14 protein-coding genes are annotated in these 14,417 nt (G+C 58.6%); 8 read left to right on the top strand and 6 right to left on the bottom strand.

Going from position 1 to position 14,417, the window contains the following annotated elements; translation table 11 throughout:
- Window positions 1-69 precede the first annotated feature (69 nt).
- Entirely contained in the window at window positions 70-1,275 is a 1,206-nt protein-coding gene (locus tag G482_RS0113220) for an MFS transporter (protein WP_028450426.1), read from the top strand.
- Here G482_RS0113220 and G482_RS18705 read toward each other — a convergent pair.
- Both G482_RS18705 and G482_RS0113210 read right to left on the bottom strand, forming a co-directional pair.
- A complete protein-coding gene (locus tag G482_RS18705; protein ID WP_034619739.1) occupies window positions 1,259-2,290 on the bottom strand; it encodes a patatin-like phospholipase family protein in 1,032 nt (343 codons plus the stop codon). The two genes, G482_RS0113220 and G482_RS18705, sit on opposite strands and share 17 nt — an antisense overlap.
- A gap of 266 nt (window positions 2,291-2,556) precedes the next feature.
- A complete protein-coding gene (locus G482_RS0113210; protein WP_028450425.1) occupies window positions 2,557-3,312 on the bottom strand; it encodes a competence/damage-inducible protein A in 756 nt (251 codons plus the stop codon).
- Between the two features lie 115 nt (window positions 3,313-3,427).
- Here G482_RS0113210 and G482_RS0113205 point away from each other — a divergent pair, with 115 nt between their 5' ends.
- A complete protein-coding gene (locus tag G482_RS0113205) occupies window positions 3,428-3,772 on the top strand; it encodes a hypothetical protein (RefSeq protein WP_028450424.1) in 345 nt (114 codons plus the stop codon).
- A 112-nt stretch (window positions 3,773-3,884) separates the two neighbouring features.
- Window positions 3,885-4,163 carry a peptidylprolyl isomerase gene (locus G482_RS0113200; protein ID WP_028450423.1) on the top strand — a complete coding sequence of 93 codons (279 nt, stop codon included), beginning with the start codon at window positions 3,885-3,887 and terminating at the stop codon, window positions 4,161-4,163.
- A gap of 56 nt (window positions 4,164-4,219) precedes the next feature.
- On the opposite strand, the gene G482_RS0113195 is transcribed toward G482_RS0113200, so the two are convergent.
- Both G482_RS0113195 and G482_RS0113190 read right to left on the bottom strand, forming a co-directional pair.
- On the bottom strand, window positions 4,220-4,453 hold the full coding sequence (locus tag G482_RS0113195; protein WP_028450422.1) for a TIGR02450 family Trp-rich protein: 234 nt from the start codon (window positions 4,451-4,453) through the stop codon (window positions 4,220-4,222).
- An 84-nt stretch (window positions 4,454-4,537) separates the two neighbouring features.
- A complete protein-coding gene (locus tag G482_RS0113190; RefSeq protein ID WP_028450421.1) occupies window positions 4,538-5,059 on the bottom strand; it encodes a GNAT family N-acetyltransferase in 522 nt (173 codons plus the stop codon).
- A 138-nt stretch (window positions 5,060-5,197) separates the two neighbouring features.
- Here G482_RS0113190 and G482_RS0113185 point away from each other — a divergent pair, with 138 nt between their 5' ends.
- From G482_RS0113185 to G482_RS0113165, 5 genes are all read left to right on the top strand, one after another.
- Window positions 5,198-5,917, top strand: coding sequence for a pseudouridine synthase (locus G482_RS0113185; protein ID WP_028450420.1), 720 nt, complete (start codon window positions 5,198-5,200; stop codon window positions 5,915-5,917).
- A gap of 168 nt (window positions 5,918-6,085) precedes the next feature.
- Window positions 6,086-7,474, top strand: a complete 1,389-nt coding sequence (argH, locus tag G482_RS0113180; protein ID WP_028450419.1) for an argininosuccinate lyase — start codon at window positions 6,086-6,088, stop codon at window positions 7,472-7,474.
- 106 nt (window positions 7,475-7,580) lie between these two features.
- Window positions 7,581-9,800, top strand: coding sequence for an ATP-binding protein (locus tag G482_RS19740; RefSeq protein WP_051259023.1), 2,220 nt, complete (start codon window positions 7,581-7,583; stop codon window positions 9,798-9,800).
- A 54-nt stretch (window positions 9,801-9,854) separates the two neighbouring features.
- Window positions 9,855-10,319, top strand: coding sequence for a GNAT family N-acetyltransferase (locus G482_RS0113170; protein WP_028450418.1), 465 nt, complete (start codon window positions 9,855-9,857; stop codon window positions 10,317-10,319).
- A gap of 171 nt (window positions 10,320-10,490) precedes the next feature.
- Window positions 10,491-11,552, top strand: coding sequence for an oxidoreductase (locus G482_RS0113165; RefSeq protein WP_156905406.1), 1,062 nt, complete (start codon window positions 10,491-10,493; stop codon window positions 11,550-11,552).
- A gap of 3 nt (window positions 11,553-11,555) precedes the next feature.
- Here the strand turns inward: G482_RS0113165 and G482_RS0113160 are convergent, their stop codons facing one another.
- Both G482_RS0113160 and G482_RS0113155 read right to left on the bottom strand, forming a co-directional pair.
- Window positions 11,556-12,314: a copper homeostasis protein CutC gene (locus tag G482_RS0113160; protein WP_028450416.1), complete on the bottom strand. Its 759-nt coding sequence runs from the start codon at window positions 12,312-12,314 to the stop codon at window positions 11,556-11,558.
- 78 nt (window positions 12,315-12,392) lie between these two features.
- A complete protein-coding gene (locus G482_RS0113155; RefSeq protein WP_051259022.1) occupies window positions 12,393-14,387 on the bottom strand; it encodes a dynamin family protein in 1,995 nt (664 codons plus the stop codon).
- Window positions 14,388-14,417 lie beyond the last annotated feature (30 nt).

Here is a 14,417-nt window from a genome sequence, read left to right as displayed (position 1 = left end):
ATGCCCTTGTAATCTTTAATCTGATTGGCTTCTGTTAAGATACCCTGCCAACCTCATCAGGAGTACGCGATGCCAAGACCGATGAATGCGCGCCAAGAGCTGGGCCTCTTGCTGGTGCTGATGCTGGTGATGTTTACCTGCATTGCCGACTTCATGATCATGATGCCGCTGGCGTCCTACCTGATGGCCGAACTGAAAATCAGCACCGCGCAATTTGGTTTGCTGGTTTCGGCCTATTCGCTGGCCGCGGGGGCCTCGTCTTTGCTGGCCTCGTCGCAGGCCGATCGTTTTGATCGTCGCCATAGCTTGCTCGGCTGCTATGCCGGGCTGATTGTGGCCACGCTGGCCTGCGGTTTGGCGACCGACTTTCACTGGCTCTTGTTGGCGCGAGTGCTGGCCGGGATTTTTGGTGGGGTACTCGGCTCGATCTGTATGGCCATTGTGGGCGATGTGATTCCGCCCGAGCGGCGCGGGCAGGCTATGAGCTGGGTGATGCTGGGTTTTTCACTTTCGGCCGTTGCTGGCGTGCCGCTGGGCCTGTGGCTGGCAGCGCATGCGGGCTGGCGTTTGCCGTTTTATGCGCTGGCGGGGATTTGTGTTGTGGTGTTGCTGGCGGCGCTGGTGTGGGTGCCGCCGGTGCGCGCTCATCTGGCCCGGCTCGACCCGAATGCCAACTGGCTGGATAACTACCGTGAGCTGTTGGCCGATATCAATCACTGGTGGGCCGTGGGGCTCACCGCGATGCTGATGGTGTCCGGCTTTCTGGTGATCCCCTTTATCGCACCCACGATGATTGCCAACAGCGGTATCGCGCAAAGCGAGCTGATGTTTGTGTATTTGGTAGGTGGCGCGGGCACGATTTTCAGCCGCCCGCTGATTGGTCGCCTGAGTGATCGCTACCCCAAGCGGCATGTGGTGGCCGCGTTAATTGTGCTGAGCTTCTTGCCGATTGTGCTGGTGACGCAATCTTTCCATGCGCCACTGGGCTGGCATCTGGCGATTAGCTTGCTGTTTTTTGTGTTTGTGAGCGGGCGCTTTATCCCGGCCACGGCGCTGGTTACCGGCGCCACACGGCCGCATTTACGCGGCCGGCTGATGGCATTTAATTCGGCCGTGCAAAATTTCGCCTCGGGCTGCGCTTCGCTGTTGGCCGGGCTGATCATTACCCAGCAGCCCAATGGCTATCTGGCCCACTACGGCTGGGTAGGGCTGCTGAGCTGTCTGGCTGGGCTGGTGGGCATCTGGATCGCGGCGCGGATTAAAGCGGTGTCATAGCGTGGCTAAGCTGCGCCTGCGCGTATTGCTTGGCGGTGGCATAGCCCGTTTGATACAGGCGGCTGAGGTTGCTGCGCGACCAGTCAAACACATCCGGCAAATCTTGTGGCGCAATCGCTTCCAGCAGCGGCACCTTATGCAGGCGAATCTGCCCGTGCGGGTTGTGTAGCGCTTCAAAGAGCTTCACATCATCGCGGGCGATTTCCACCAGCGGGGTGATGATCGACATCACCCACGCATCGTACAAATCGCGCGGCTGGCGCAATAGTTGCTCGGCGCCGAGTAAATCAAAAATCACAATCTCATCAATGCCGCCGGGGTAATGCTCGATCAGCGCTTTGAAATTCAGGCAATCAATCGCCGCGCCCTCGATGTAAAAATCATCCCCCAGCTGGGTGGGCGGATAAATCAGCGGGAAGGACAGCGCCGCCTGCAGGCGCGGTGGGTCGATTTCCATCTGCGACCAGTTTTCCATCCGCCGCTGGCTCAGGTTGTAGGCATTGATCCACAAGGCGGTGGGACTCTTCGCCAGCTGGCTAAAATCGATCAGCTGCTCGGCGAAGGGCACATGGGCGCACAGGCCCAGCGAATTGGGCGTGAGATCGCTGGGGCAGGCACTGGCGAGCATGAGGTTGGCGCTGTCTTTGGCCAGCTGGCTCAGCGGATCGCTGGTCGGCCAATGCTGGGCGGCTTGCAGAAAAGGGTTGCTGCTTAATAGCGAGCGATACCACGCCGCCATTGGGCCGGGTTTGTTAAAGACTTTGAAATTGACCGGAAACGCACGGTATAGCCAGTCGGCAATGCCCATTTCCTGCAGCCCGCGCAGAGTGCTGACCGGGTCGCCGTTTTTCGGCGCGGTATACATCAGGCCCAATAGCGCGCCCGCGCCGGCCATCGAAATCACATCAAATTGCACCCCCAGCTCATAAAAGGCTTCCAGTGCCCCCGCCACCAGTGTGGCATTGGGCGCACCGCCGCTGATGATCAGGGCACGTTTGGCATGGGGGGCTGACATGATGTTCTCTGCAAGTAAAAAGCTGACTGTAAGCCTATGTGCTGCGATGCACAAATGAAATCCGTGTGAAGTGGTGCTATTGGGCTCGGGTATGCGCGGCTACGCTTTTAACTATAAGGCTTGTGGCTGGATACCCACTGATTGTTAGTGATGTAATCCACCCGTGTTGATTCATGCCTCGCCGATGGATGAGGGCTTTAATTCCCCTTGCCCCCCATCGCAGAAGGGGCAAAAACGAATAGCCCAAGTTGGAAACATGGGCAGCGCTATTGCGCCGGGGCCGGCCGGAACCAGGCCAGGCCACGCGCATCCAGCGCCTCACACCAGCTCGCCAGCGCCGCTTCGGCTTGCTCGGCCGGCCCGCTAAAGCTGAATTCGATATGCGGGCTAGGGTGGCGCGCATTGCCAAAGCTGGGCAGGCTGCTAAAGCCCAGCGCCGGATATCGCTGCACCCATTCTTCCATCAGGGTAATCAGATCGCCCTCGCGCGCATCGGGCACGACCACGCTACACACGGTGGCCAGCTCGCCATCACTGAAATGCGTGCTCAGCACCCATTCCAGCATCGGCCAGGCCATGCTGGGAAACCCCGGTAGCAAGGCATGCTGGCGAAACCACGCCCCGGCAACCTGATTGACCGGATTGGGAATCAGGCTACTGCCAGCCGGAAACTCGGCCATGCGGATGCGATGCGGGTAGGCGTCGCTGCCAAAGCGCGCCTCAATCAGCGCTACTGCTTCGGGTTGCGGGCTGAGCGCTACGCCAGCGGCGCGGGCCAGCGCCGCGCGGGTGTGGTCATCGGGGGTGGCGCCAATACCGCCAAAGCTGATTACATTGGCCCCGGAGGCCAGCGTGGCGGCAAAGGCCGCCTCGATCACGGCCGGATCATCGGGCAAATAGCGCGCACCCGCCAGCTGATGGCCATGGCGCTGGAGCGCCTGTAGCCCCTGAGTAAAATGTTGGTCTTGGCGACGGCCGCTGAGGATTTCATCCCCAATGATGAAAAACTGAAACTGTGCCATGGCTTGCTCCCGGATTGATGCGGCTTATTCTGCGATGCGCGCGGCGCGGCGGCAAGCACAGCGATGGCGGCTTGGGGTAGGATGTCGGTTTTGCTTCGCCCGCCAAGGATGCCTCATGGAACCCCGCATTTTGCTGATTCAACTTCACCCGCAGCGCGTGCCAACGCTGAATCTGGAGCAGGCGCGGGCGGCTTTTGCCAAGCTGGCGCAGCACCCGCTGGTGCGTGGCTCGCGGGTCACCGAGGGCGAAGAAGAAGGCCCGTATCTGAATTTTGAATACAAAACCGACGATCTGGCGGCGCTGTGGGATGAGGTGAAAAGCAGTATTTATGATGGTTCGCTGCTGGCTTTTCAGCTGCAGCGTGCCAGCATGGCGATCGCCCAGGGTGATGAGGGCTGGGATGATTATCTGGTGCTGCATCATTTCGATCCGGCCATTGAGCCCGATGAATTTGTTTGAGCCGCACTGCGCCTAGGCGCGCCTTGGCTTGAAAAACCGCCCTGCGCCCATATACATTCCCTAACCGCAGCGGCCTTGTGCCGCTGTTTTTCTATCTACTCAGGAGTATTTCATGGTTCAAGCTACCGCCCGTCACCTGCTGGTGAATACCGAAGCCCAATGTCTGGCGCTGAAAGAGCAAATTCTGGCCGGGGCGGATTTTGCCGCGGTGGCCAGCGAGCATTCTAGCTGCCCATCTAGCGCCCAAGGCGGCTATCTGGGCTCATTTGGCCCGGGGATGATGGTGCCGGAATTCGATAAAGTGGTGTTTAGCGCGCCGCTGAATGAAGTACAAGGCCCGGTGCAAACCCAGTTTGGCTACCACTTGCTGATCGTGGAAACCCGCGGCTAAGCTATCTTGTGTTGAGGGTATAGGCCTCTAGGCTTTTATTTTAAAGGCCGATGGGCTTATACCCAGCCTACCTTCCAGTGCTCGGTGTTGCTCAGCTCGCTCCAGTGCACGGTAAAGTGCCGGCGGGTAAACACCGCCTCCAGCGTAATGTCGGTCATGCGCTGGATATTATTCGGGTCGGTTTCGACCCGCACAACGATAAAGTGCTTCTCTTTTTCTTTCGGCTGTACGGCGGTCCATTTGCTGCGTAGCAATTTTTTTGGATGCCAGCGGCGCGTGGGGTGCGGCATGCTAGGGTGTCCTGCAGGTTTTCTCACAAACAACCTGATAGCATGCAGAGATTGCGCCACGATTTCAATATGCTTTCGTGATATTTAACCGTCTTGCGGCTGCGCCGGGGTGCTGAGTGTGAGCTGGCACAACACCAGATCGAGCCAGCGGCCAAATTTAAACCCCACCTGCGGCAGGCGCCCAGTTTCGACAAAGCCCAGTTTCTGATGCAACGCGAGGCTGGCGTGGTTCGCGGCATCGATTGCGCCGATCAGGGTGTGGCGCTGGTCGGCTTCGGCAGCGGCGATAATCAGCCGCAATAATTGCTCGCCGATGCCTTGCCCACGCTGCCCGGGCGCCACATAAATCGCGTGCTCTACCGTGTATTTAAACGCCGGAAAAGCCCGAAACGGCCCATAGCTGGCAAAGCCCAGTAATTCGCCAGCGCTGTTTTCCAGCCCCAATACCGGATAGCCGCCGGCGATTTTGGCGGCAAACCAGCTGGCCATCTGCTCGCTGCTGCGCGGCTGATAGTCATACAGCGCCGTACTGTGCAGGATGGCGTCGTTCAAAATGGCCAAAATGGCGGCGCCATGGCGCTCAAGGGTGCAGTGAACTACCGGCATGGTGCACTCGCTGAATCGGCAAAGCCTCAGTCTAAGCGGCGCGGCGCCGCCAGACCAGTCGGGATCACCCCGATCGGCGTGGTCGTAAGCCACGCGTGGCTGCTTTACAATGGCGGCAGACTATTCAGGATGCAGGGTATGAAAAAACTTTCCTTAGACCGGATTTTGCAAAGCCAGGGCTTTGGTTCGCGCAAAGGCTGTCGTGAGCTGATCGAAGACGGTGAAGTCACCGTAAATGGCGAAACGGTCACCAGCTGGAAAACCGAATTTATCCCCGAAGGGCTGAAATTCACCGTGTTTGACGAAGAGTGGGAATACCGCGCGCAAGTGTATCTGGTGCTCAATAAGCCCAGCGGTTACGAATGTTCGCGCAAGCCCAGCCATCACCCGCCGATTTTGAATTTGTTTCCCGAAAACATGGAATGGCGCGATGTGCAGCCAGTAGGCCGGCTGGATCACGACACCACTGGGCTGTTGCTGCTATCAGACGATGGCGCGTTTATTCATGCGCAAAGCTCGCCCAAGCGCCATCAGCCGAAAACCTACCGCGCCACCACCGCCCGCCCGGTGGATGAGACACTCGTGCAAAGCCTACTGAAAGGCGTGCAACTGATTGACGAGCCCGCGCCAATTGCGGCGCTGAGCGCGCGCCAGCTGGGCGAGTTCGAGATTGAAATCGTGCTCGAACAAGGCAAATATCATCAGGTGAAACGCATGCTGGCCGCCGCGGGCAATCACTGTGCGGCGCTGACGCGTACCGCGATTGGCGAGCTGCAGCTGGCCGATCTTGATCTGGCCGAGGGCGAATGGCGTTTTCTCTCCGAGGCCGAGCTGGCGATTTTGCAACGGCAGGGCTAGGGGTATTGCTGCCAAGGCTATGATTATCTTGCTTTGCAGCTTAATACCTGTGGCAGTATTGGTGTCGACACGTCGGCATGGGCGCGTACTGCGCCGGCTGCGCGAGGGGCAGGATTTTCCCGTATAATCGCCACTGATTTCTCATATCTATTTTCCGGAAACCTTGCAATGTCTGATTCCGCCAATAAAACCTGGTCTGGCCGTTTTAACGAGCCCGTTTCTGAGCTGGTGAAACGCTATACCGCGTCGGTCTTTTTTGATAACCGCATGGCGGAAGTCGATATTCAGGGCTCACTGGCGCACGCCGGCATGCTTAATCAGGTGGGCGTGTTGTCGGATGAAGATCTGCGCGCCATCCAAAGCGGCATGGCCGACATTCTGGATGATATCCGCGCCGGCCGCTTCGAGTGGAGCCTGGATCTGGAAGACGTGCACATGAATATCGAGCGCCGCCTGACCGATAAAATCGGCGACGCTGGTAAACGCCTGCACACTGGCCGTTCCCGCAATGACCAAGTGGCCACCGATATCCGCCTGTATCTGCGCGGCGCGATTGATTTGATTTTGGGCTTGGTACGTGATCTGCAGCACTCATTGGTGGATCTGGCCGAGAAAAACGCCAGCACCGTTATGCCCGGTTTTACCCATTTGCAGGTAGCGCAGCCGGTGACGTTTGGCCACCATATGCTCGCCTATGTTGAGATGCTGGGCCGTGATGCTGAGCGTTTGGCCGACGCGCGCAAACGCGTGAACCGCATGCCGTTGGGCTCTGCGGCACTGGCAGGGACCACTTTCCCGATCGATCGCAGCATTACCGCGAAATTGCTGGGCTTTGAAGGCATTTGCGAAAACTCGCTCGATGCTGTGTCAGATCGTGACTTCGCGATTGAATTTACCGCCGCTGGCGCACTGATCATGACGCATTTGTCGCGCCTGTCAGAAGAATTGATTTTGTGGATGAGCCCACGCTACGGCTTTATCGATATTGCTGATCGTTTCTGTACCGGCAGCTCGATCATGCCGCAAAAGAAAAACCCCGACGTGCCTGAGCTCGTGCGCGGGAAAACTGGCCGTGTAAATGGCCATTTGATTGCCTTGCTCACGCTGATGAAAGGCCAGCCGCTGGCGTATAACAAAGACAATCAGGAAGACAAAGAAGGTCTGTTTGACACCGTTGATACGCTGACCGACACATTGCGTATTTACGCCGACATGATGCGTGGCATTACTGTGAAACCGGAAGCGATGGAACGCGCTGCGAAACAAGGCTTTGCCACCGCAACTGACCTGGCCGATTACCTGGTGAAACGCGGCCTGCCATTCCGTGACGCGCACGAAGCGGTTGCACTGGCGGTGCGGTATGCCGAAGAGAAGAAAAAAGATTTGGCTGATCTGACCTTGGTGGAGCTTAAATCCTTCTCGCCACTGATCGAAGACGACGTGCAGCAAGTGCTGACGTTGCAAGGCTCGCTCGACGCCCGCAACCACGTGGGCGGTACTGCGCCATTCCAGGTCTTGGTGCAAGTCGCTAAATGGCGCGAGCGCATTGGCGGCTAAGCTGATGCCTTGTGCGACCAACCCGGCCTTGGCCGGGTTTTTTATTGGCCGCGGCAGGTGGGCGGTCTATAACTGAGCTGTTCGACCCGTCACTGGTGAGCTGGCCATGCATACCCCTTCCTCTCCTGCCATTGCCCCGGCCAGCGGCCGGCCGTTGCGGCGCTTGCAGCGGCAATTTGTGCTCTCTTTGCTGGCGATGGTACTGCCCGTGCTGGCAGGCCTGTGGTATTACCAGCAACACACCGAAGCCGCCGGCGAGGCGCGGCTACTGGCGCTGACGCAGGCGCGGGCCGAGCAGCAACGGCTGTCGTTCGAGCAGCTAACCGAGGTGGCCACCAGTCATTTGCAGCGCTTGGGTCAGCAAATGACCGATGTGTTGCAAAAGCCCGCGCTCGGCTGGTCGCCCGCTGTGTGGCAAGAGCTCAGCAGCCAGGGGGTGCGCCGCAGTGGTAGCGGGGCGTTGATTGGGGAAAAGCTCAAACCCTGGTGGCGTGAACGACTGGGTGAGGCGCTGGTGGCGCCACAAGCGCTTAGCCAGCCGCAGTTGGCGCGGGAAGTAGACGCCGCCATGAGCGCCTTTGCGCTGATGCATGCGACGCATCAGGCTCACCCCTTTTTTCAGTGGTCGTATTACTACTCGCCACGCGAAGATTTTTCTTCAATTTATCCGCATATCGCCGAGCCTGAGCTATGGCAGGCCACAGGCACCAAAGATACCGCCAGCATGCTCAAAGTGGTGTTTGATGCCGGTGGCACTCGCCCGGTCCAGCTGATGTCGCCCACCCGCAATCCCAACCGCGAAATGCGCTGGACGACGCCGTATTACGATGCGGGCGGCAAGGGCGCGATGGTGAGCTTATTGCACCCGCTGTACGTCGAGCAGCAGTATGCCGGGGTGGTGGGCACCGATGTCACGCTCAAGATGTTCGCCAATGTGTTGCGGCATGAGCAAAACCTGCTCGGGCACGCGCTGGTCGTTGATTCGGTGGGCAATGTACTGGCCGATGATGAGGGTATGGTGCTGAATGCCAAGGATATCCTCAAGTTGGGCGATATACTCCCGGCGGATTTGCGGCAGATTCCGCTGGCTAGCCTAGTGGCTGGCAAGCGCAGCAGCTTTCAGCAGGCCGGTAACTGGTATTGGCTGGGGCTGCCGGTGAAGGGCAAGCAATGGCATCTGCTGGTGTATTTTTCGGCGCTGGAATTGCAGCAAGCCAATGCCCGCACCCAGCAAGCCACCTCGCTGGTGATGGTGGGGCTACTGGCCTTGCTGTTGTGTGCAGCGTGGGCGATTTCTTACTTTTTTGCCTGGCCGGCACTACGGTTGGTGGATTTTGTGGGGCGGGTACAAAACGCGCCCGACAGCGAAGCGCCATCCGTGTCGCGAGCTTGGCAGGATAGTTTTCACCAAGTGGCAGCCACGGCTCGCGAGCGGGCCAGCTATCTGCATGCGGTCACTCACCATGCCGAGCATCTGGAAGAAACTGTCGCCCAGCGCACGCGGGAGCTGGTCGAGGCCAATGCTGTCTTGCAAGACACCATCGCCCAGCTCAAAGCCACCCAGCGCATGCTGGTGGAATCAGAGAAAATGGCCGCGCTGGGCAATCTGGTGGCCGGGGTGGCGCATGAGCTCAATACCCCGATTGGGGTCGGGGTCACCATGGGCTCAACCTTGCAGGAGAAAAATCGCGAGCTGGCCGAGCAGCTGTCGCAGCAAACGCTGCGCAAAGCAGCCCTCACCGAATATGTTGAGGTTACCGAGCAGGGCTTGCAGATCTTGATGCGCAATCTGCAGCAGGCGGCGCAATTGGTCAGTAGCTTTAAGCAGGTGGCGGTGGATCAAACCAGCGATCAGCGTCGGCGCTTCGAGCTGGCCGAATCTGTGCAGCAGGTGATGCAAACCATGAGCGTGCTGTATTCGGCCGAGCGGCTGTCTAGCGAAGTGCCGGCCGAATTGTGGCTGGATAGCTACCCCGGGGCACTGGCGCAGGTGCTGAATAACCTGATCGCCAATGCCGAAAACCACGCCTTTGCCGGCCGCGATGATGGCAGGGTGACGGTGACGGCGCGGCGGGTGAGCCCTAGCGAGCTGGAAATGGTGGTGGCGGACAATGGCTGTGGCATCCCCGCCGAGCATCTTTCACGGATTTTCGAGCCCTTCTTTACCACCAAACTGGGGCAAGGGGGGTCGGGCCTCGGGCTGAATATTGTCTACAACATTGTGCATTCGGTGCTCGGTGGCGATATCCGGGTGGAAAGTACGCTGGGTGAGGGCACCCGCTTTATCCTGCGCTTGCCGGTGGCCGCCCCGCAACGCGCACACTAAGGCTGCGGCAGCGGCGCCACCCGCGTAGAATAAGCCTTTTGCCCGGAGCGCGAGATGGATTTGCAATGGCAATGGCGACGCTGGCCTGAGTTCGATTCGCTAACCCTCTATCACTATTTGCAACTTCGTCAGGCCGTGTTTGTGGTGGAGCAGGCCTGCGCCTACCCCGACTTGGATGCGCTCGATCTGAGTGCAGATCATTTGCTGGGGTGGGATGGTGAGCAGCTGGCCGCCTGCTTGCGGCTAGTGCCGCCTGGCGAGAAATTTGCCGAGCCTTCCCTGGGGCGCGTGGTGGTGGCCCCGGCTTGGCGCGGCACTGGCGCTGGCCACGCGCTGATCGCCGAAGGGCTGCGTTTTGCTGCCCAGCGCTATCCGGGGCAAGGCAATCGAATCGGCGCGCAAGCCCACTTGCAAGGTTTTTATGGTCGGCATGGTTTTGTGACGATTTCGGCGCTTTACGATGAAGATGGCATTGAGCATGTGGATATGCTGCGCGAGTCCGAGGCGATGAAATCCTGACGTGGCGTAAGCTTTGCTTGGCATTGCTTGTGATTGTAAAGAAAGCTAAAGCCTTGTTTTTGTTTGAACTACATCACATTGCGGGTTTGAAGAGGGGTTGCGGTGCAGCAAAACACCGTAAACACCTTACTGACACACGCCCTGAATCGCTATACAGTGGCGGCTGTTTTGATGCAGGAGTTGGCTGTGACGGATGCCGCAGTATTGAAAGTCGGATTGATTGGCTATGGCTATGCCGGAAAAACGATCCACGCGCCGCTGATTGATAGTTGCCCCGGTTTGCAGCTCACGGCGATTGCCAGCTCCCGCCCCGCCGATGTGATCGCCGACTGGCCCGATTGCGTGATCAAAACCGAGCCCGATCGCCTGATTACGCATCCGGGGCTCGATCTGATTGTGATTGCCACCCCCAATGAAACCCATTATCCGCTGGCTCGCGCCGCACTGGCGGCGGGCAAGCATGTGGTGATCGATAAGCCATTTACGCTGGATTTGCGCGAAGCCGATGATCTGGTGGCGCGAGCCGATGCCGCCGGACTCTTGCTGTCGGTGTTTCACAATCGCCGTTGGGATAGCGATTATCTGGCGTTGGCCGCCTGCGTACGGGCGGGTCGCTTGGGGCATATTGTCTCGTTTACCAGCCATTTTGATCGTTTCCGCCCACAGGTGCGGTCGCGCTGGCGCGAGGCCGATGTGCCGGGCGCCGGGCTTTGGTATGACTTAGGCCCGCATCTGGTGGATCAGGCGCTGCAATTATTTGGCCCCCCCGAGGCGGTGAGCGCCGACTTAAGCTTGCGCCGTGAAGGCGCGCTCACGGTCGATGATTTTCACGTGGTGCTGCATTACAAGACCATGCGCGCCGTGCTCTCGGCCGGTACCTTGGTGCATGGCGGTACCCCGCGCTTTTTGGTGCAGGGTAGTCAGGCGGCATTTAAGGTCAATGGTCTTGACCATCAGGAAGGCTGGCTCAAAGACGGCGCCCGGCCAGATCAAGATACCTGGGGTAGGGATACGCGCCAGGCCGATATTCTACAAGCCTCAGGCGACGATACCCTGGTAGATAAATTGCCATTGCCGGCCGGCGATTATCTGGCCTACTACCGCCAGATCCGCCAGGCGATTCTGGGCGAGGCGCCTAATCCGGTGCCCGGGCATCAAGCCCGTGAGGTGATGCATATCCTCGATCTGGCTCGGCAAAGCAGCGCCGAAGGGCGCCGCATCGCCGTAATTTAAGGTTTAGGCGGCGCTCAGCGCGCTGCGCGCATTGGCGAGTAATTCGCGTACCAGATCGGCGCGGGTTTCCACTAGGCTGTATTCATCTTGGCCCGGTGCGCCCATTTTGACCTGCGGGTTGAAATACTGCATGCCACTGGCAGCGGCGGCGCGGCCGGAGCTATGAAATTCGCGGCAGCCGGTGGCGCGCACCAGCTCGGCAATATTGTGGGCCCGCACGCCCGCCCCCGGCATGACCTGCAGGCGCGTGCCAGCCTGCAGCTGTAATTCGCGTAGCAATGCCGCGCCTTCCAGCGCCGTGGGCGCTTGCCCACTCGACAGCAGTTTGGTGCAGCCGCAGCGGATAATGTCTTCCAGCGCTTGCTGCGGATCGCGCGCAACATCAAAGGCACGATGGAAGGTCACCGGCAACGGCCCGGCCAATTCAACCAGGCGCTGAGTACGGGGTATATCGACGGAGCCATCGGCGTTTAAGAGCCCGATGACAATACCATCCACCCCTATCTTCTTGCACATCAGCACATCGCGCTCCATCACTTCGAATTCCAGATCGCTGTACAGGAAATCGCCGCCGCGTGGGCGGATAATAACATTCAGCGTGATCCAGAGCCGATCGCGCGCGGCTGCCAGCTGGCCATAAGAGGGCGTGGTGCCACCTTCAAGTAGGTTGTCGCAAAATTCGACCCGGTGCGCGCCGCCTTCCTGTGCCGCTAGACACGATGTGACCGAGCCGGCGCAAATTTCCAGTTGCAGATCATCCATGCGTTCCTCCTCGTGTGGGCGCGAGCGCCCATAAAAAACGCCGCATTGCTGCGGCGTTGGGGTCAATGCGTGGGTTGATTATGCCACTTTGCTCTGCATTTCGGCCTGCAGCGCAGTGTAAACATTTCGCAATTGGCCGTTGAGCTCACCCATTTGCTCGGCCAACTGGCGATCGATTTCTTCTAGCTCGAGGATACGATCCTCCAGCGTGTCGGTAGCTTTGTGGATGCGTTTGATCGATTCCAGCCGGCGGCGCAGCTGCAATTGATGCTCGCGTACCTGCGTTTCCATCGGTGCCATCACGGCTTTCAGCCAGTTTTCCACGTCGCGATTGGCCACTTCAAACACATACACCACCCGGCTGGCCACCGTTTCAAAGAATTTATGCGTGAGGCGACCACGGCTGGTGGTGAGCAGATTGCCCACGGTATTGAAATGCTCGCGGAATGATTTCTCGAGGCGGGCCAACTCTTTGTGGTATTTCAGGGTTGAGAACGGTGGCGGCGTGGCGGTGCCCAAGCCGTGTTCTTCGCTGAATTTCTTATACATCGCGGCCATCATGGCCTGAATTTCGGCGATCTGCTCCGCAGATTTGGAAATCGAACCATTCACATCGATAAAGAATTTATCCATCGTGGCCGACAAGCCGCCATCCCCAAACGAGAACAGGCTGCGCTCCATCTGGTCGCGAATGCGGTCGATTTCGGCTTTCAGTGCGTCTTTGCCCAAGAGCGAAAACAGCTTGTTGGTTTGCTGGGTAAAGACCGAGCGCAGCGCTTGAAAGCGCACCAAGCCTTGCTCGAACTGTTTTTTATCCAGTTGTACTTTGTCCATCATCTGCAAGATGACATCTTGGTTCTTGCCGCGCAGCCCGGTGAGCTCGGTGAGCTGTTCGCTCACGCCTTCCTGGCGGGCTTGCAAAATCGCCCGCACGGCAGAGACCACGTCTTCCACTTCGCTTTGCGTGGCATCGCGCACGATATCTTGCTTGCCGGGCAGCAGATCATCCGAAAGCGCTTTTTCTAGCGCGGTGAGGCGGGATTGCACCAGCAGGGCGTCATCGTTCTGAACTTTGGCCACCAGCGCTTTTTGTGCTGACACAGGGTACACCTGCTGCGGTGGCAGGCTCAGTAGATCCGCGGTGGTTTTAACCTGTTTGGCGATTTCCTGCTCGATTTCGGCGCTGGTTTTCAGGTCGTCCCACAGGCCATCAATCTTGTTCAGCACGACCAAGCGACCACGTTTGCCGCTCTGGTTGCGCACAATGTGGTTGCGCCATACTTCGATATCCGATTTGGTGACGCCAGTATCGGCAGCCAGAATAAACAGAATAGCGTGGGCGTTAGGCAGCAGGTTCAGCGTCAGCTCAGGCTCGGTACCGATGGCGTTCAGCCCTGGGGTATCGAGAATGACCAGACCTTGCTCCAGCAGCGGGTGCGGGAAGTTAATCACCGCGTGGCGCCAGCAGGGGATTTCTACTTCACCACGTTGGTCAACCGTAATCACCTGATCCGGGTCGTTTTCATCGTACAGGCCGAATTTCTTGGCGGTTTCGATGTTGACGCGCTGGGTGCGGCCGATTTCTTTGAAGGCTTCCTGCATCGAATCGGCATCGTCGATATTCAGCGCGATGGTGTGCCATTCGTCTTGATAGCGGCGGTATTCCACCGTGGTGACGTTATCGGCGCGGGTTTCAATCGGCAGTAGCTGCAGGCAAGGTGGTTTGCTGGCATCAAACAGCAGCTCGGTCGGACACATGGTGGTCCGGCCAGCGCTGGATGGCAAAATCCGCTTGCGATAATGGGCAAAGAAGATCGCGTTAATCAGCTCGGATTTCCCGCGCGAAAACTCGGCCACGAAGGCGATATTGAGTTTGTCTTCTTTCAGCCGCTCAATCATGGCCTGAATGCGCAGCGTGGTTTGCGTGTCATTCAGGTCTTGATCGCTCAGCCAGCGGGACAGCTGGGCAATCGAATGCGTCAGCGTGCCGCGCCATTGGCTATAGGCCTGAAAATTGGCGATCAGATGATCGTTGGCCGCGACTTCTTCCTGGTGCAGATAATCGGTGCTCATTTTGTCCCCTTGTGCGCCGGGCGCATCTGG

The organism is Chitinibacter tainanensis DSM 15459, assembly GCF_000429785.1.
GTDB classification, from domain to species: domain Bacteria; phylum Pseudomonadota; class Gammaproteobacteria; order Burkholderiales; family Chitinibacteraceae; genus Chitinibacter; species Chitinibacter tainanensis.
Note: the sequence above shows the minus strand (reverse complement) of the source record. Positions and strands in the feature narration are given on the sequence as shown.